The 17,065-nt window shown below is 59.4% G+C and carries 16 protein-coding genes and 1 pseudogene; 7 read left to right on the top strand and 10 right to left on the bottom strand.

Going from position 1 to position 17,065, the window contains the following annotated elements:
* Positions 1 to 6: 6 nt before the first annotated feature.
* Genes BLU07_RS00085 through BLU07_RS00055 form a run of 7 tightly spaced genes read right to left on the bottom strand, consistent with a single transcriptional unit; the run spans position 7 to position 5,560 of the window.
* Positions 7 to 768, bottom strand: coding sequence for a heme ABC transporter ATP-binding protein (locus tag BLU07_RS00085; protein ID WP_092382963.1), 762 nt, complete (start codon positions 766 to 768; stop codon positions 7 to 9).
* Positions 768 to 1,814 carry a FecCD family ABC transporter permease gene (locus tag BLU07_RS00080; protein WP_092382961.1) on the bottom strand — a complete coding sequence of 349 codons (1,047 nt, stop codon included), beginning with the start codon at positions 1,812 to 1,814 and terminating at the stop codon, positions 768 to 770. The genes BLU07_RS00085 and BLU07_RS00080 overlap by 1 nt, the downstream gene beginning before the upstream one ends.
* A 9-nt stretch (positions 1,815 to 1,823) precedes the next feature.
* Entirely contained in the window at positions 1,824 to 2,690 is an 867-nt protein-coding gene (locus BLU07_RS00075) for a heme/hemin ABC transporter substrate-binding protein (protein ID WP_092382959.1), read from the bottom strand.
* Positions 2,683 to 3,093, bottom strand: a complete 411-nt coding sequence (locus BLU07_RS00070) for an ExbD/TolR family protein (RefSeq protein ID WP_092382957.1) — start codon at positions 3,091 to 3,093, stop codon at positions 2,683 to 2,685. The genes BLU07_RS00075 and BLU07_RS00070 overlap by 8 nt, the downstream gene beginning before the upstream one ends.
* A complete protein-coding gene (locus BLU07_RS00065; RefSeq protein WP_092382955.1) occupies positions 3,090 to 3,755 on the bottom strand; it encodes a MotA/TolQ/ExbB proton channel family protein in 666 nt (221 codons plus the stop codon). The genes BLU07_RS00070 and BLU07_RS00065 overlap by 4 nt, the downstream gene beginning before the upstream one ends.
* A complete protein-coding gene (locus BLU07_RS00060) occupies positions 3,742 to 4,803 on the bottom strand; it encodes a hemin-degrading factor (RefSeq protein ID WP_092389464.1) in 1,062 nt (353 codons plus the stop codon). Before BLU07_RS00060 ends, BLU07_RS00065 begins: the two co-directional genes overlap by 14 nt.
* Positions 4,804 to 4,849: 46 nt before the next feature.
* Positions 4,850 to 5,560, bottom strand: a complete 711-nt coding sequence (locus BLU07_RS00055; RefSeq protein ID WP_092382953.1) for an energy transducer TonB — start codon at positions 5,558 to 5,560, stop codon at positions 4,850 to 4,852.
* A gap of 108 nt (positions 5,561 to 5,668) precedes the next feature.
* Between BLU07_RS00055 and BLU07_RS00050 the strand changes: the two genes are divergently transcribed.
* Positions 5,669 to 7,873, top strand: coding sequence for a TonB-dependent hemoglobin/transferrin/lactoferrin family receptor (locus BLU07_RS00050; protein WP_231701660.1), 2,205 nt, complete (start codon positions 5,669 to 5,671; stop codon positions 7,871 to 7,873).
* Between the two features lie 45 nt (positions 7,874 to 7,918).
* A complete protein-coding gene (locus BLU07_RS00045; RefSeq protein ID WP_092382948.1) occupies positions 7,919 to 8,257 on the top strand; it encodes a Rieske (2Fe-2S) protein in 339 nt (112 codons plus the stop codon).
* On the opposite strand, the gene sfsA is transcribed toward BLU07_RS00045, so the two are convergent.
* On the bottom strand, positions 8,258 to 8,959 hold the full coding sequence (sfsA, locus tag BLU07_RS00040) for a DNA/RNA nuclease SfsA (RefSeq protein WP_092389462.1): 702 nt from the start codon (positions 8,957 to 8,959) through the stop codon (positions 8,258 to 8,260). It lies immediately after the preceding gene.
* Positions 8,959 to 10,131, bottom strand: a complete 1,173-nt coding sequence (locus BLU07_RS00035; protein WP_092382946.1) for a pyridoxal phosphate-dependent aminotransferase — start codon at positions 10,129 to 10,131, stop codon at positions 8,959 to 8,961. The genes sfsA and BLU07_RS00035 overlap by 1 nt, the downstream gene beginning before the upstream one ends.
* A 200-nt stretch (positions 10,132 to 10,331) precedes the next feature.
* On the opposite strand from BLU07_RS00035, the gene dksA reads away from it, so the two are divergent.
* The 5 genes from dksA to BLU07_RS00010 all read left to right on the top strand — a co-directional run bounded on the left by dksA (position 10,332) and on the right by BLU07_RS00010 (position 16,398).
* The gene (dksA, locus tag BLU07_RS00030) at positions 10,332 to 10,775 is read left to right on the top strand and encodes an RNA polymerase-binding protein DksA (protein ID WP_092382944.1); all 444 of its coding nucleotides are present in this window, start codon (positions 10,332 to 10,334) and stop codon (positions 10,773 to 10,775) included.
* Positions 10,776 to 10,847: 72 nt separating this feature from the next.
* On the top strand, positions 10,848 to 11,750 hold the full coding sequence (gluQRS, locus tag BLU07_RS00025; RefSeq protein WP_092382942.1) for a tRNA glutamyl-Q(34) synthetase GluQRS: 903 nt from the start codon (positions 10,848 to 10,850) through the stop codon (positions 11,748 to 11,750).
* An 88-nt stretch (positions 11,751 to 11,838) separates the two neighbouring features.
* Positions 11,839 to 12,015, top strand: a complete 177-nt coding sequence (locus tag BLU07_RS00020) for an Asp23/Gls24 family envelope stress response protein (RefSeq protein ID WP_092382940.1) — start codon at positions 11,839 to 11,841, stop codon at positions 12,013 to 12,015.
* Positions 11,999 to 14,947 carry a sensor histidine kinase gene (locus BLU07_RS00015; protein ID WP_092382938.1) on the top strand — a complete coding sequence of 983 codons (2,949 nt, stop codon included), beginning with the start codon at positions 11,999 to 12,001 and terminating at the stop codon, positions 14,945 to 14,947. The genes BLU07_RS00020 and BLU07_RS00015 overlap by 17 nt, the downstream gene beginning before the upstream one ends.
* A 23-nt stretch (positions 14,948 to 14,970) precedes the next feature.
* A complete protein-coding gene (locus BLU07_RS00010; protein WP_092382936.1) occupies positions 14,971 to 16,398 on the top strand; it encodes a sigma-54-dependent transcriptional regulator in 1,428 nt (475 codons plus the stop codon).
* Positions 16,399 to 16,851: 453 nt separating this feature from the next.
* Here BLU07_RS00010 and BLU07_RS17790 read toward each other — a convergent pair.
* Positions 16,852 to 17,065: pseudogene (locus BLU07_RS17790) on the bottom strand (IS256 family transposase); the annotation flags it as partial.

Here is a 17,065-nt window from a genome sequence, read left to right as displayed (position 1 = left end):
AAGTCATCAGCTAATGATCAGCGGGCAATCCTGCTGCGGATGGGGTTCGACCTGTACCCGAACACCGAACACCTCGGCAATGCGTTCAGCCTGCAACACCGACCAGGGCTCACCCAGTGCTGCCATTGTCCCACGGTGCAGCAAGAGTATGCGATCAGCATAACGGGCAGCCAGATTGAGGTCATGCAGAATCACCAGCACCGAGCCGCCCCTGGCAGCAAAGGCACGCGCCTGTCCCAGGGTCAGTTGTTGGTGGGCCAGATCCAGTGAGGCGGTCGGTTCGTCCAGCAGCAGACAGGCGCCCGGCTGCTGCCAGACCTGCGCCAGTACTCGCGCCAGATGAACCCGCTGGCGCTCACCACCCGACAGCGTCAGGTAGTTGCGACCACGCAGATGACTGATATCCGCTGCCTGCATGGCCTCGTCAATTATCTCGTGGTCACGCTGCCAGCCACTGCCATGTGGCAGCCGGCCCATGGCAACGACCTCTTCACTGACGAAGGGAAAGGCCAGGGTTGAATGCTGCGGCAACACAGCCAGTAGACGCGCGCGCTCGTTATCAGCCCAGGACGCCAAAGGCCGGTCACCCAGCCAGACCTGACCCGCACCAGAACTCAGCTCACCGGTCAGAGTCGCCAACAGGGTGCTTTTGCCCGCACCATTGTTACCCAGTACCGCCACGACCTCACCCGCTTCCAGGGTAAAATCAATATCCCGCAAAATGGTGCAACCACCGCGAGCGCAGGCCAGATTATCGGCACGCAACATTACAGGCCTCCTCGCCGCTGGGCGTTCATCAACAACAACAGGAAGAAGGGCGCCCCCAGCAAGGCGGTGAGAATACCGATGGGCAACTCCGCCGGAGCAATCACCAAGCGGGCAACCACATCGGCTAGCAGCAACAGAGCTCCGCCCAACAACATCGCCGCCGGAATCACTCGACGATGGTCAGCACCCAACATCAGGCGTACCAGGTGCGGCACGACCAGACCAATAAACCCGATCAGCCCGGTAGCTGCGACGCAGGCGCCCACACCCAAAGCCGTCAACAGCACCAGTTCACGCTTAACCCTTTCGACATTGATACCCAGATGACGCGCTTCCGACTCGCCCAGCAGCAAGGCATTCAGGGCCCGCGCCTGACGCGGCAGGCGCCACCAGACCAGACCGCAACATAAAGCCAGCATACCCAGACGCTCATAGGTAGCACCGCCCAGGCTGCCCATGTTCCAGAAAGTCAGGGTCCGCAGCATGGCATCATCGGCAATGTAGCTGAGCAAACCGATAAAGGCACCGCTGATCGCAGCAATAGCGATACCCGCCAGCAGCATGCTGGCCACTGAAGTGCCCTGCGCGTTCCGTCCCAGCCGATAAACCAGCAAGGTCGTCGCCACACCACCAATGAATGCGCCCAGCACTGTGGTATAGGGTTGCCAGCCAGACGGCAGGCCGCTGAACAGCCAGCCGCCCAGTACGATCACCAACGCCGCACCCAGAGCAGCACCACTGGAAACCCCGATCAACCCGGGGTCGGCCAGCGGATTACGAAACAGCCCTTGCATGACCGCTCCGGTCAGTGCCAGGGTCGCGCCAACCAGCACACCCATCAACGTGCGTGGCAGGCGAATATGCTCAATGATCAGTCGGGTGTCCGCCGCCACATCACCCAGCCCCAGCAGACTGGCGAGAGCACGCAAAGTATCCAGTGGGTGAATGGCTACGGCACCCAGCGCCAGCGACAGCACAATGGCCAGCATCAGCAAGAGCCCGAGCAGCCCCATAATGATCGGCCATAGCCGATAGGCAAGAACCATCATGCATCCTTAATCCGCGTGAGTCATCGATGGGGACTCACCATCCAGCGCCGCCAGGCGAAGTTGTCCCAAGGTATCAGTAATGGCCGGACTGAAACCACCGACCATCAGCTTGCCATCCACACCCATTACCTGCTGCCGACGTCCAGCCGGCGTCGCCGCCAAGGCTGGATGCAATGCCAACAAGCGCTGCGACCCACCGGCAAACTCGATACTTTGCGTTGTGGTCACCAGCCAGTGCGGAGCCATACCAATAAAAGCCTCGGCAGATAGCGCACGGTACTGGCTGAAGCGGCTGGCCATGGGATTATGCATTCCTCCCAATTCCAGCAGGCTGCCACCGGCAGTATGCCTCCCCGCCACCAACAAGCTGCCCGCGCTATGGCTTAACAGAAACAACGCTTGTGGCGGCGTCTCCGGGCGTGGCGGCAACGCAGCCAATTGCTGCTGCAAGTCAGCACGCAACTGTTGTCCCTGAGGTACCCGATCGAAGCGCTCTGCCAGTCGGGTAATATTGTCATACAGTGCCTCCATGCTTGGCTCGGCGGACAATAACATAATTTCCACACCCGCCTGGCGCAGCTGAGTCAGTACTGCTGGAGGCCCCATCTCCTCGGTACCAATCAACACCTGAGGGCGTAGTGATAACACACCCTCGCTACCCAGTTGTCGCTGGTAACCAACAACCGCTGGTGCCTCGGCAGCAAATAACGGTTCACTGGTACTGTCTACCCCCACCAGATAATCGGCCAGTTCCAATTGTTGCAATACAGCAGTCAGACTGGCGCCTGCACTTATAAGGCGCGGTGAACTATCGGCCAGAAGCCCGCTGGCAGGCAACAGACAGCAACAGGCGACAAGCAAAGGCTTAATCATCAGCAAACTCCATCAGCAATCGGGTATCGGTAATTTCCCTGGCACTCAGCCAGGCCAACAAACGCAACAGATCATCTGCCTGAGCGCCCTGTTCGACGGCAATATCAAGAGCCGTCGCAGAACTGAATGGCGCAGCGCTGCGCAGTTGCCGCCAATGGGCAAACTCGCGTTCACCCAGTTGCCAGCGGCCGTCGGCATAGAGCATTAACTGCTCACGGGGGATCGTATTGTCTGGCGCGGCGGAGGCGCTATCCTCGCTGGAAGGCAGCTGCAACGGCACCTGCAACAGCGGGGTCTGGGCGGTGAGCAAGAAGAACACCAACACAATGAAAATCACATCCAGCAATGGTGTCAGGTCCGCCAACAAGCTGCTGGCGGGTGCCCGCTCAGGCAACTGAATCATGTCGAGGCTACCCACCCGTCCGGGGGCGAGGCCGCCCCTGTCACCAGGTCCGGTTGCAAACCATCCATCGCCAGCAGGCAGCGATTGAGCAGTTGCTGCATACGCTCGACATAACTGCCGCACCAAAGCCCCAGCGCCTGGCCACCCCCAAGCGCCGGCAAGGCAATCATGAGCCCCCAGGCAGTGCTGTAAAGCGCCTGGAACAAACCGTCAGCCAGCACCCCGGGGGTTACCGGACCACCATCAGCGGCAATGGTCTGAAACATGGCCAGCATACCCAGCACCGTGCCCAGCAAGCCCAGCATCGGACTCAACACCCCGATCAGCTGCAGCAGACGCAAGCGCCTTTGCAATTGTTGCTGCAGGTGGGCCAACCAGACACCCAGCAGTTCTTCACGCTGCGCTCTGCTCAACTGCGCGTGGGCCTGCAACAGGCGGACCGCATGACGCCAGCCGGCATGACTGCCGTTGTTCGGTACATCAGCCATTGGCTGGCATTGATACGCGGCGCGGCGACAATCCTGTTCTCGCAGACGGGGCAGGCCAAGCAGGATCAGGCTGCGCTCAAGCAAGAGAGCAATAGTCAGCACCGAGCAGGCGAGCAGCGGCCAGGCGATGGCTCCCTGGGCGAGAAACCAGTCCGGCAGTTCAAGCGGCAGCATGGCTTTCTACCAGCGTCCGCCAATCGATCAGCTCCGCCATACCCGGCTTGCGCGCCCCAAACAGCTGCACAATCAACTCGCCGTCCTGATCATAAGCTTCCAGCGAAGTTACAATGCCGTCTGCCGTCGGCTTGCGAACGCGCCACAACCCGGCAATGGCTCCATCGCGCAGATGCAGATTGAACGCCGGGTCGAGCACATTGAACCAGTCACCAGTACGCACTACGCGTTCAATGGCGCCGGTATGAATCTGAATGCAGCCACGGTTGCCGACGAAAACCATGATTTCCAGGCCACTCCCTGCGCACCCTTGCAGGGTATCCACCAGGGCACTGGTGGCCAGCGGTTCGGCCCAGCGGCGCCCAGCCAGGCGTAATGCCTGGGTGCGAGTGACGTGATGACGACCAAGCATGGCGAAGAAATGGTGAGTATCCTTGAGTGCCGCCCAGTCAGCCTGCAAGGCCGCCTGGTCGATCTGCGCGTCCATATACTCAACCGCCCCCTCGGGTTCCGGCTCGATCGTCAGTGCCGGCAAGCCTTCATCCTTGAGCTGTTCACACAACCGGGCCCAGACAAACACATCGGAAGCGTCCGTCAGAAAGATCTTGTGGATTGCTTTACCCTGCCGATCAAAAACCTGCAAACTGCGTCGCCACTTGCCTTCAGTCAGCGGCTCGCTGACCGCAAACAGGCTGCTCCAGCCCTGCATGAACAGTCGCAAGTCTATCGCTCCGTTGACCACCAGACCTATCTGGCCATTACGGCTGAAGCTGATGTTGTCATAGCAGCCATGCCGTTCATGCACGCAATGTTCATTGCGCGTCAACGCCATGACCTCCCCCATGGCCGGCAAGGTTTCAAACATTAACCGCCAGTTTGGCTGCAAACGCACCACCCGCTCGCCCTGCGAGGCGAACAGCAACTCAGCTTCGCTGACATTCAGGCGTGCAGCTGCGTCACGTATGCGTAGCCTGGGCTGGCGCTCACGCAGCCGCTGCCAGGCATCCAGTAAGTCCTGACCCGCGAACAGCGAGCCCGTATCCTGCATCATCATTTCCATGTCATTCCCCTTGATTGGCGCGCCAGCCGTATGGCTAGCGCAATGCAAAGTGCACCGGAACCTGCACCCGGGTCGGCACCGGTCGACCATTGCGTTGCTCCGGAACAAATCGCCATTGGCGAGCTACCGCCAACGCCGACTGATCCAGAAGCTGATACCCGGATGAACGCAGCAGGACAGGTTCGTCACTCTCGCCATTGGCGGATACCGCTATTTCCAGCCAGACCTCACCTTCCCAACCTCTGCGACGGGCCAAAGGTGGATAGGCCGGATGACTGGGTGGTTGCGCATAACTCGGCGACCGGGTTATCACTGGCTCAACAAGCGTCGCCTCAATGGCAGCGACCGTTGGCGAGGGCATCGCCCGGGTTGCTTTAGGCTGATCGCGGTTCACCTGCGGTGCCTGCGCAGTCTCTGTCGCAGCAGTCTCTGGCCTCGTTGGCGCAGGCGCTGCAGCAGGTTCTGGTGTCAGCTTCTGTGCGGTTGTCATCGAGTTGGCAGGTGGCGACTGCCTGGGCGTTGCTGCGGGCGCCTCCGGCACAGGTATTTCCTGTGCCGGAGCCTGAGGCAAGGCTTCAGGTGTCACCGCAGCCGGAGCAGCAAAGGCCAAGAACAACTGCTTGCCGCTGTCTGTTGCGCTGACGTCTGGCTCAGGCGCGGCCGATGGCTGCAGCACCCACAGCAGGTGCATGGCCAGCGAGAGGCCCAACCAGCACCCCAATCCCGAAGATATTCGCCCCATCATGGGCCATCCTTTAAGCTCAAACAATAATCATTTGCATTTAGACTTAGATTATTATTCAATCTCCTCGCTTTGCCAACCCCTGAACCTCATAAATCACGCAAGGAGCTCATGATGCGCATCGTCTTCAACCAATCCCGGCTATGGCCTCTGCTGGCGCTGCCGCTCTCTCTGCCTGCCCTGGCCGAACTGCCGGCGAAAGGAGCTGCACGCCAATTCGACACCCTGACCGTTACCGCCACTCGACAGGAAGAGCGTGTCGGGGATGTAGCCGGCAGCGTCAGCGTGACCGATGAACAGCAAATCGACCGTGAGAACATCAACAATATTCAGGACCTGGTGCGTTTCGAGCCCGGTGTTTCGGTCAGCGGCACCGGCAGCCGTTTTGGTTTGTCCGGTTTCAGCATTCGGGGTATCGGGGGCAACCGGATACTCACTCAGGTCGACGGTATCGGCGTGCCGGATGCCTTTGACTTCGGCGGTTTTCTCAGCGCGCGGCGCAACTATGTCGACCTGGATACGGTCAAGCGGGTCGAGATCATTCGCGGGCCGGCATCTTCACTCTATGGCAGCGACGCCATTGGCGGAGCAGTCAGCTTTCTGACCAAAGATGCCGGCGATTACCTGGGTACGGGTGATGACAGCTACGGTCGACTGAAAACAGGCTATGCCAGCGCTGACCGCAGCTGGCTGCGCAGCGCCACCCTGGCTGGTCGCCATGGCCAGTGGGATGCCCTGTTGCACCTGGGTCGGCGCAGCGGTGACGAGACCGCAAGTTTCGGGGGAAATGGTGGCACCGGCAGCCAGCGGGAAAAAGCCAACCCGATCAACTTCACCACGGACAACCTGCTGAGCAAACTGGGTTGGGATTACAGCGAGCGGGGCCGCCTGCAACTGACCTGGGAAACATTCCATGATGACACTGACACTCGGGTGCTCAGTGACTACAGCGACACTGCCACCATTCGCCGTTCGGACGCCCGGGACCTGGTTGAACGCGAACGTATCAGCCTGCAGCACAACCTGACACTGGACCGGGGGTTTGCCGATCGCCTGAGCTGGCAGCTCAGTCATCAGGACAGCCAGAGCCGCCAGCAAACCTTCCAGAACCGGGTAGTTGGCGGTCAGCCAACCTACCGCAGCCGCGACTCGATCTACGAAGAGAAGCTCTGGGCCTTCAACATCCAGCTGGAGCGTGATTTTGACTGGGGTAAAAGCAACCATCGACTGGTTTACGGTGCCGACATCAAACGCCTGCAAAGCGCTGATCTGCGTCAGGGGCAGGAAACCATTCTGGCGACGGGCATCAGCACCCCGATAGCCCCCACCAGCGATTTCCCTGACCCGACCGTGAAGGAATACGCGCTGTTTGCACAAGACACCATCAGCCTGGGTCGCTGGACGATAATCCCGGGGCTGCGCTATGACCGCTACGAGATGCACCCCAAGGCTACCCAGGAATATCTCAACAGCGCTGCAACCAACCCGAACCCACCCACTTACCGGGATTCGGCGTTGTCGCCCAAACTCGGCATCGTTTTCGCACTCGATGATGCCCACCAGCTATACGCACAATATGCCGCCGGTTTCCGTGCACCGCAGCCGGTCAGCATTTTCGGAGAGTTCGAGAATCCGGGAAGATACCGTTCTATTGCCAACCCCGATCTGAAGGCCGAAACCAGTGACAGCTATGAATTGGGACTGCGTGGTGAATACGCTCAGGGCAGTTTTGGCCTGGCCGCATACCATAATCGCTACGATGACTTTATCGAGCAGCAAAATCGGCCCTCAAGCGCGCCGGGCTTCCCGTTCGGCGAGTTTCAGAATATCAATCTGGACAAGGTCACCATTTACGGGGCCGAAGCACGTGGCGAACTCTATCTCGATCATATTGGCCTGCCTTTGGGTAGTCGTTCGCGTGCCAGTCTCGCCTGGGCCCGCGGCAAAGACGATACCAGTGGCCAGCCACTCAACAGCATCGACCCGCTGAAAGCAGTGATTGCTCTCGGTTATGACCAGCCCAACGGTCGTTATGGTACTGAGCTTATCCTTACCGCAGTAGCCGCCAAGTCACGCATTGACGCCAGCCAGGCCGGAGGCGACTCGTTCAGGACACATGGGTATGGAATCCTCGACCTGACCGGCTACTGGCAAATGACTGATTCCATGGTCATCAATGCCGGCGTATTCAACCTGACCGACAGACAATACTGGCACTGGAGCGATGTCAGTGGCCAGCCGGCAGGCACCCCTGGTCTGGCACGATTCAGCCAACCAGGGCGGCATGCTGCGGTCAACCTTGCCTGGGAGTTCTGAGCTCGACGTCTGGTAAAGGGGCTCGGGGGCGGGGATAATCAGCAGATGACTGCTGAATCCCCCACCCCACCCATCGCCCTCTGTCGCCTTGATGATCTCGGTGATCCCGGCAGCAAGGGCTTCCTGTTTCAGGGCCGATCACTGTTTGCCATCCGTCAGGGGCAGCAGATTTTTGTCTATGAAAACCGCTGCCCACATCGGGGTATTCCTCTGGAATGGACCCCGGATAGTTTCCTCGACAATTCCGGACGGCTGATCCAGTGCGCCACCCACGGTGCACTGTTTTTGCCGGATAGCGGTGAGTGTGTCTCCGGGCCCTGCAGCGGCGAGTATCTGCAACAGGTCGCCTGCAATATTCGCGATGGCCAGGTCTGGCTGGACTGATTACAGCTCTACCGGCAACTGCCCCCTCACGCGCAATCCTTCAGGCTCTGGACGAACCGACCAGGCCAGCACTTCGACACCGGCCGCTACAGCGTCACGCAGGCACTGCCCATACACCGGATCAATCTCATCAGCCGGGCGCACCCGATCAATCCCGCTATGCATGACACAAAACAGCAAGCACGCGCGTTGGCCACCGGCGACCACATCCATGAGCTCCCGCAGATGTTTCTGACCACGCAGGCTGACTGCGTCCGGAAAGGCACCGACGCCATCATCCAGTGCCAGAGTGACGCTTTTCACTTCGACCACGCACTGCCCCGGATCGCTGAGCAGAAAATCAAAGCGGCTGCTACCGCCAGGCAGCTTTACTTCAGCACGTTGCTCCCGGTAAGCGGCCAGAGGCGTTATCAGCCCGGCCTGCAAAGCAGCAGCGACCACCTTGTTGGCCCGTGCACTGTGAATACAGGCCAGCTCTCCCCGTGACACTTCAACCAACTCCCAGGTGCCTGGCAATTTACGCCCCGGCTTGTGCTGCAGGCTGACCCAGACCCGACTGCCCGGCTCACCGCAGTTGCGCATGGAGCCGGTATTAGGGCAATGCAGAGTCACTTCCCGGCCATCCTCGAGACGGATATCGGCAAGGAAACGTTTGTAACGGCGCAGCAGGATGCCAGCCTGTAACGGCGGGTCAAAAGGAATCAACATGCTGACCAACTGCGCAAACCCTGCCGCAAACGTTCCAGCGCCTGTTCCAGACGCTGGCGGTTGGTGGTGTAGGCAAATCGCACATGCTGATCAGCCTGATGCTGACCAAAATCCAGTCCCGGTGTCAGCGCCACATGCTGTGTCTCGATCAGGTGCTGGCAGAGCGCTTGGCTGTCACCCCCCAGCCGATTGATGCTGGCATAGATGTAGAAAGCACCCTGAGGGGTTACCGGCACCTCAAAGCCCAGGTCACGCAGGCCGGGCAAAAGCAGATCACGGCGCAACTGGAAGGCCTCGCGACGCTGCTCGCAGATCGCCAGAGTTTCTGTCTGCAGCGCTGCCAGGCCGGCGACCTGGGCCATGCTCGGCGCACAGATGTACAAGTTCTGCGCCAGCTTTTCCAGCTCCGGCACCGCCGCTTCGGGTGCCACCAGCCAGCCCAGCCGCCAGCCGGTCATGCCAAAATACTTGGAAAAGCTATTGAGCACGAAGGCATCGTCGGCCACTTCCAGTACCGAGGCGGCCGGCTCGGCATAGGTCAGGCCATGATAGATCTCATCCACAATCAGTTGACCACCCAGTCGCCGGGTAGTATCGGCCAATTGCTTCAATGCATCGCGCGACAGCAAGGTGCCGGTCGGGTTACTCGGCGATGCAGCCATCACGGCGCGGCAATCGCTGTCCCAGTGCGCGCGCACCAGCTCCGGCGTCAACTGATAAGCACTGGCGGCGCTGGTTGGAATCAGCCCGGCGTGACCTTCGACCAGGCGCAGAAAATGGCGATTGCAGGGATAAGCAGGATCGGCCATCAGCACTTTCTCCCCCGGATTGATCAACAGCGCACTGATCAACAGCAAGGCTGCTGACCCACCCGGCGTAATCACAATGCGCGACGGGTCAATCTGCAAGCCATGCCGGCGGGCATAGAGGTCGGCCACTGCTTCGCGCAAGGCCGGCAGCCCAAGAGCCGGGGTATAGCCGGTCAGGCCATCCGCCAGAGCGCGCTGCCCGGCCGCGACTATCGGCGCGGGGGTGGCAAAATCGGGCTCGCCGATTTCCATATGAATCACGTCTGCACCACCCGCCTCAAGTGCACGCGCCCGTGCCAGAACCGCCATCACGTGAAACGGCTGTATATCCGTCATGCGCCGGGCCCACTGACTCATGCAAAGACTCCCGTGGCAAAAATCCCGATGATACCGGGCTATACTGCAGAATCCAGTCAGGATACTCGACCGGCTGGCAGCAAAAAGTAGCATCGGGGCAAAGGTTCTGGTAGTTTTGCCCGCTTGCAGCCCATGGCAGCAGCTCTCAGGCCCGAAAATTCGGCCTGACACAGGACTTTAGCGAATAGTGAGGGGTTCTCATGCCCAGCAATGCCAAAGAAAAAAACTCCATGTTGATCCGTGGTTTCGTGCCCTACAAGGAAGCCAAGGGTGAGGAGTACATGAATGAGCGTCAGCTCATGCATTTCACCGAGATCCTCAACGGCTGGAAGCGGGAATTGATGGAAGAAGTTGACCGCACCGTACACCACATGAAAGACGATGCCGCCAACTTCCCCGATCCGGCGGACCGTGCCAGCCAGGAAGAAGAATTCAGCCTGGAGCTGCGTACCCGTGATCGCGAGCGCAAACTGATCAAGAAAATTGACCAGACGCTGCAACGCATCGAGGACGAGGACTACGGTTTCTGTGACTCTTGTGGCATCGAGATCGGTATTCGTCGTCTCGAAGCCCGGCCAACCGCGACCCTGTGCATCGATTGCAAGACGCTGGCCGAAATCAAGGAACGCCAGACCGGCAGCTGATCGCTGCCGGCATTACCGGGCAGCCCTCTCTTGCCAGACGGCCTGCCCGGTTTGCCTCTCCCCCGGTCTCCCATGCCTGCATCCGTCAACGGCTACATCGGTCGTTTCGCCCCGACCCCCAGTGGTCACCTGCATTTCGGCTCCCTGTTGGCCGCGCTGGCCAGTTATCTGGACGCACGTCAGAACAACGGCCAATGGCTGCTGCGCATCGAAGACCTCGACACCCCGCGCAACCAGCCTGGCGCAGATCAGCATATATTGCAGACTCTGGATGCCTTTGGCCTGCACTGGGACAACACCGTTATCTGGCAATCTCAACGCCTGGAGCAGTATCAGGCCGTGCTGGACGATTGGCTTCAACGCGACCTGGCCTTCTTCTGTGACTGCTCGCGTCAGGACCTCAAGGCCTTTGCTGGCGTGTATCCGGGCACCTGCCGGCAACGTCAGCTGGCCCCGGACCCCGGTCACGCCATCCGCGTCCGGGTGGACGACCGTCTGATCAGCGCAACCGACCGCCTGCAGCAAACGCTGCAGGTACGCCTCAGCACTGACCCGGGTGATTTTGTCGTGCGCCGACGCGACGGCATCATTGCCTACCAACTGGCCGTTGTCATCGATGATGTTGCGCAGGGTATTACCGATATTGTGCGCGGCGCCGATTTGCTTGACTCGACTCCCAGACAAATCTGGCTTTACCACCTGCTGAAGGCGCCCGTGCCGCGCTACCTGCACATTCCCCTGCTGCTGCAAGCCGATGGTGACAAGCTGAGCAAGCGCCTGGGGGCGACTCCGATTGCAGCTGACCAGGCACCAGCCACGCTATTTCGTGCCTTGCACACACTGGCTCAGCAACCACCCGCCGAGTTGGCCCGAGCCCCGATCAGTGAACTGCTTGACTGGGCCATTGCCAATTGGCAACCACAACACTTACCGGCCGCCCCGCAGTTCAACGAAATGTACACGACCCGTCGCTGAGCTTGGCAACGGAGGCTGGCCTGTTTACCATCGTCGTTTACCCCAATGACCCTGCTGTGGAAACTGTTCGCAGTCAAACGAGAACCGCATGTATATATACCGCCTGGTACTGCTGCTGGTGATCGGCATTTACCTGTTTTCTCCTGCCATCATGGACTGGTGGATTCAACCCAATGACGCCTGGTATCGCCCCTATGTATTGTGGCTGATCCTGGTGATTGCCGGCATGTTGCTGCAGAGTCCGAAAGATGCCGACGAGCTTTGATCTCAGTCAGCTGCTGCTGATCAGCATCGCCTACCTGCTGACCCTGTTCGGGGTGGCCTGGATAACCGAGCGCGGGCTGCTGCCACAGGCGCTGCTCCGCCACCCGCTGGTCTACACCCTGTCTCTGGGTGTTTATGCCAGCGCCTGGGCCTTCTACGGTACCGTCGGACTGGCCTATGAATACGGCTATGGCTTTCTCAGTTACTACCTGGGCATCAGCGGTGCTTTCCTGCTCGCGCCGGTGCTGTTGCAACCTATTTTGCGCATCACCCGTACCTACCAGCTATCCTCGCTGGCCGACTTGTTTGCCTTTCGCTTCCGCAGCACGCTGGCCGGCACCCTGACCACCCTGTTCATGCTGATCGGCGTCTTGCCCTTGTTGGCCCTGCAGATTCAGGCCGTCGCGGATACGGTGCAGATCCTTACCCACAGCAACAATGAGCAGCAGGTTGCCTTTGGTTTCTGCGTACTGATCACCCTGTTCGCCATCCTTTTTGGTGCCCGGCATATCTCCAATCGGGAAAAGCATGAAGGTCTCGTGGTGGCCATCGCCTTCGAGTCCATCGTCAAGCTGATTGCCATCGGGGCGGTCGGACTCTACGCGATTTTCGTGGTATTCGATGGACCCAGTGGCCTGGAGAACTGGCTGAACAACAACCAGGAAGCGCTGCAAACCCTGCATTCTCCGCTGCAGGAAGGTCCCTGGCGTACCCTGCTGCTGGTATTTTTTGCCGCCGCCATTGTCATGCCGCACATGTACCACATGGCCTTTACCGAAAACCTCAACAAGCGCGCGCTCGGCACCGCCAGTTGGGGACTACCGCTGTTTCTGCTGCTGATGAGCCTGGCCATCCCGCCCATTCTCTGGGCCGGCCTGCACCTGAACGTGGCAACGGATCCCGAGTATTACACCCTGGGTCTGGGGATGACCGGAGGTGCCGATTGGCTGAGCCTGCTGGCCTTTGTCGGCGGCCTGTCAGCTGCAAGCGGCCTGATCATTGTGATCACCCTGGCGCTTTCCGGCATGGCACTCAATCATCTGGTGCTACCGATCTACCAGCCGAGCGCCGACAACAATATTTATCGCTGGCTGCTATGGACACGAAGGAGCCTGATTGCCGCCATCATCATGGCCAGCTACGGCTTCTATCAGTTGCTCGGTACTGAACACGGGCTGACCAATCTGGGCATGGCTGCCTTTACCGCAACGGTTCAGTTTCTGCCCGGCGCCCTCTCCGTCCTGTATTGGCCGCAAGCCAACCGCCGCGGCTTCATCGGCGGCATTTGCGCCGGTATGCTGGTCTGGACCTTGACCCTGCTGTTACCGCTGATCAGCGAACTCTCCGGGATCAACCTGTTCGGCCTGGAAATGCGTTTCAACCCGGATACCTGGCATCTGGCAGCCATCGCTTCACTGGCGGTCAACATTCTGGTGTTCGCACTGGTCTCGGTATTTACCCAGCGCAGTGCCGAGGAAATCAGCGCCGCCGAAGCCTGTTCAGTGGATAACGTCAGCCGCCCGCAACGCATGGAACTGCTCGCGCACTCACCACAGGAATTTGCCCAGCAACTGGCCAAACCCTTGGGCAATGTGACCGCGCAGAAGGAAGTCGAACAGGCCCTGCGCGACCTGGGCCTGCCATTCAACGAGCGCCGGCCATATGCCCTGCGCCGCCTGCGTGATCGTCTGGAAGCCAACCTGTCCGGCCTGATGGGCCCCGCTGTTGCCCAGGACATCATCGAAACCTTTCTGCCCTTCAAACTCGATCGTCACGGCTATGTCACCGAAGACATCCACTTCATCGAAAGCCGGCTGGAAGATTATCACTCACGCCTGACCGGCCTTGCCGCAGAACTCGATGCCCTGCGCCGCTACCACCGACAAACCCTGCAGGATCTGCCGATGGGCGTCTGCTCGCTGGCCAAGGACAATGAAATCCTCATGTGGAACAGGGCCCTGCAACGGCTGACCGGGATTGATGGCGATGAAGTGATCGGCTCTCGCCTGGGCGACCTGCCACCGCCCTGGAATGACTTGCTGACGGAGTTTGTCGAAGATCAATCAGCTCACCTGCATAAACAGAAACTGTTGATCAACAGTCAGACCCATTGGCTCAGCCTGCATAAAGCAGCCATTGACGAACCAGGCCAGGCGGGCAGCAGCGGACTGGTTTTGATGATCGAGGATCAGACTGAAAACCAGATGCTCGAAGAAGAATTGATGCACTCGGAACGCCTGGCCTCTATCGGTCGACTCGCAGCGGGCGTTGCCCATGAAATCGGCAACCCGATAACCGGCATAGCCTGTCTGGCGCAGAACCTGCGCGAGGAATCCGAACAACCGGAAGTACTGGAAAGCGCCGAACAGATTGTCGAGCAGACCAAGCGCGTGACCCGCATCGTGCAATCACTGGTGAACTTCGCCCATGTCGGCAGCCGTCACCACAGCAGCAACGAAGCAGTCAACCTGCAGGCCAGCACCAGCGAAGCGATTCACCTGCTGTCACTCAACCGACGCGGCGCCGAGGTCAAATATGATAACCTCTGTGATCCTGAGCACCTGGCCGCTGGTGACAGCCAGCGCCTGGTGCAGGTACTGATCAACCTGCTGGGCAATGCCCGTGATGCCAGTCAGAATGGCGACCACATTCGTATCAGCAGCGAGCAGAACGAACATCAGGTTGTACTCAAGGTGGAAGACCAGGGTAGCGGTATCGACAAGAGCATCCGCGACCGCCTGTTCGAGCCCTTCTTCACCACCAAGGAACCGGGTAGTGGCACCGGTCTCGGCCTGGCCCTGGTTTACTCCATCATTGAAGAACACTATGGCCAGATCACCGTGGAGAGCCCGGCGGATCCAGCCAGCGGGCGCGGCAGTCGATTCGTTATTACCCTGCCGCGTTACACCAGTATGCCCGGTGCCCCGGCATGACCGGCACCCAACAGAGGTCAACTATGTCACACATTCTGGTCGTTGAAGATGAAGTCATCATTCGCTCTGCCCTGCGCCGCCTGCTCGAACGCAACCAGTATCAGGTCAGCGAAGCGGGCGCCGTGCATGAGGCCGAAGCAGCCTTCAACCTGGATGACTTTGACCTGATCATCAGTGACTTGCGCCTGCCCGGCGAACCCGGTACCGAACTGATCCGCAAAGCCAGCAACACCCCGGTACTGATCATGACCAGCTATGCCAGCCTGCGTTCGGCAGTGGATTCCATGAAGCTGGGCGCAGTGGACTACATAGCCAAGCCCTTCGATCATGAAGAGATGCTTGATACCGTGGCGCGCATCCTGCAACAGCGAGCCGAGCGCCTGGCCCGACAAGGTCAACCCGATACTGTCAGCCCCGCACCCGCCGCTGCGAGCAAAACCGATGACAGCGCCAACGACATGGGCATTATCGGCTCTTGCCCGCCGATGCAAACGCTGTTCAAGCGTATTCGCAAGGTGGCCCCGACCGACTCCACCGTCCTGATCCAGGGCGAATCCGGCACTGGCAAGGAATTGGTCGCGCGCGCCTTGCATGAACAATCGCGGCGCGCCAGCGCACCGATGATCTCGGTCAACTGTGCAGCCATTCCGGAAACCCTGATTGAGTCGGAACTCTTCGGCCATGAGAAAGGGGCATTTACCGGCGCGACAGCCGGACGGACCGGCCTGGTGGAAGCCGCGCATGGCGGCACCCTGTTCCTGGACGAAATCGGGGAGCTGCCACTGGAAGCTCAGGCGCGACTATTGCGCGTCCTGCAGGAGGGCGAAATTCGCCGGGTCGGGTCTGTGCAATCCAACAAGGTGGACGTGCGCCTGGTGGCTGCCACCCACCGCAACCTGAAAGCCATGGCCCGCCAGGGGCTGTTCCGTGAAGATCTGTTCTATCGACTGAATGTTATCGAACTGCGTCTGCCCCCACTCCGCGAACGTGGTGAAGATGTGATGCTGATTGCCCAGGCCCTCCTGGCCCGGGCAGCGCGCAACATGCACAGCGAACCTTTGCATTTTACTGCCGAAGCAGCCGAGGCGATCCGCCACTACACCTGGCCTGGCAATGTACGGGAACTGGAGAATGCTATCGAGCGCGCAGCCATACTCTGTGATGACAGCGATATTTCCACTGACCTGCTGGGCATTGAACTGGATCTGGATTTTGAACGTACCTCACAGGCTACCAGCGCGCTGGAGACCATGAGCCGCAATGAGCCGACACCCAGCCAGGAACCCACCGAGGACCTGTCGCTGGAAGACTACTTTCAGCACTTCGTGCTCGAACACCAGGAGCACATGACCGAAACCGAGCTGGCACACAAGCTCGGCATCAGCCGGAAATGTTTGTGGGAACGGCGCCAGCGGCTGGGCATTCCTCGGAAAAAGGCCAGTCAGTCCTGACTATTCCGCTTAGAGACAACGCGACGTGCTCCCACATATCCATGATTGTTACCTGTTACCCGCCTGCCACCCCTGAATGTGTTACCTGCCCACCGCCTTCGGGTAACACTTTACCGGGTTGATCGGTAACGTTACCCAGCCCACTCGCTGCCCCTCCCCCTCCAAAAACACCTAACCCATTGTTTTAAAAGAAAACGTAAAAGTTGGCACGGCATCTGCTTTATATCTGGCACAACAACAATAAAAATCAAAAACCATAATAAAAACAATATCTGCTCCACAGACAATAACAACAAGATGTGCGTAGCCAGGCAAACTGATTTTTTTGGAGAATGGTATTTCCTCCGCAGACAGGATGTTTGACCGGAATGAGAACAACAAGAGTTGCTTGAGCAACTGACCAATCCGGCGCCAAGAGAGGGTGTTCAAAACTCTGTGTCACCGACAGCAGCGTCACAGACTGATGTATTCGTCCAGGCGCTCGGGGAAGTGGATGGCCATCTGTGACAGCGTCAGGTTCCAGTTCTGAACGGGGTGGGTCCAGCGCTCGGATGCCTTGAGTATACCGGCATAGAGCAGCTTCAGTAAGGCGTTCTCACTGGCAAAGCCGCCCTTGGTCTTGGTCAGCTTGCGGAACTGGCGATGCACAGCCTCCACCGCATTGGTG

Origin of the sequence: Halopseudomonas salegens, from assembly GCF_900105655.1 — a bacterium.
GTDB classification, from domain to species: domain Bacteria; phylum Pseudomonadota; class Gammaproteobacteria; order Pseudomonadales; family Pseudomonadaceae; genus Halopseudomonas; species Halopseudomonas salegens.
The sequence above is the reverse complement of the archived record's forward strand: the minus strand, read 5'-3'. Positions and strand labels throughout refer to the sequence as shown.

Excerpts from the sequence above, each read along its gene's own strand:
- BLU07_RS00085 (WP_092382963.1), bottom strand. The coding sequence starts at position 768 with ATGTTGCGTGCCGATAATCTGGCCTGCGCTCGCGGTGGTTGCACCATT.
- BLU07_RS00080 (WP_092382961.1), bottom strand. The coding sequence starts at position 1,814 with ATGGTTCTTGCCTATCGGCTATGGCCGATCATTATGGGGCTGCTCGGG.
- BLU07_RS00075 (WP_092382959.1), bottom strand. The coding sequence starts at position 2,690 with ATGATTAAGCCTTTGCTTGTCGCCTGTTGCTGTCTGTTGCCTGCCAGC.
- BLU07_RS00070 (WP_092382957.1), bottom strand. The coding sequence starts at position 3,093 with ATGATTCAGTTGCCTGAGCGGGCACCCGCCAGCAGCTTGTTGGCGGAC.
- BLU07_RS00065 (WP_092382955.1), bottom strand. The coding sequence starts at position 3,755 with ATGCTGCCGCTTGAACTGCCGGACTGGTTTCTCGCCCAGGGAGCCATC.
- BLU07_RS00060 (WP_092389464.1), bottom strand. The coding sequence starts at position 4,803 with ATGCAGGATACGGGCTCGCTGTTCGCGGGTCAGGACTTACTGGATGCC.
- BLU07_RS00055 (WP_092382953.1), bottom strand. The coding sequence starts at position 5,560 with ATGATGGGGCGAATATCTTCGGGATTGGGGTGCTGGTTGGGCCTCTCG.
- BLU07_RS00050 (WP_231701660.1), top strand. The coding sequence starts at position 5,669 with ATGATGCGCATCGTCTTCAACCAATCCCGGCTATGGCCTCTGCTGGCG.
- BLU07_RS00045 (WP_092382948.1), top strand. The coding sequence starts at position 7,919 with ATGACTGCTGAATCCCCCACCCCACCCATCGCCCTCTGTCGCCTTGAT.
- BLU07_RS00035 (WP_092382946.1), bottom strand. The coding sequence starts at position 10,131 with ATGAGTCAGTGGGCCCGGCGCATGACGGATATACAGCCGTTTCACGTG.
- dksA (WP_092382944.1), top strand. The coding sequence starts at position 10,332 with ATGCCCAGCAATGCCAAAGAAAAAAACTCCATGTTGATCCGTGGTTTC.
- gluQRS (WP_092382942.1), top strand. The coding sequence starts at position 10,848 with ATGCCTGCATCCGTCAACGGCTACATCGGTCGTTTCGCCCCGACCCCC.
- BLU07_RS00020 (WP_092382940.1), top strand. The coding sequence starts at position 11,839 with ATGTATATATACCGCCTGGTACTGCTGCTGGTGATCGGCATTTACCTG.
- BLU07_RS00015 (WP_092382938.1), top strand. The coding sequence starts at position 11,999 with ATGCCGACGAGCTTTGATCTCAGTCAGCTGCTGCTGATCAGCATCGCC.
- BLU07_RS00010 (WP_092382936.1), top strand. The coding sequence starts at position 14,971 with ATGTCACACATTCTGGTCGTTGAAGATGAAGTCATCATTCGCTCTGCC.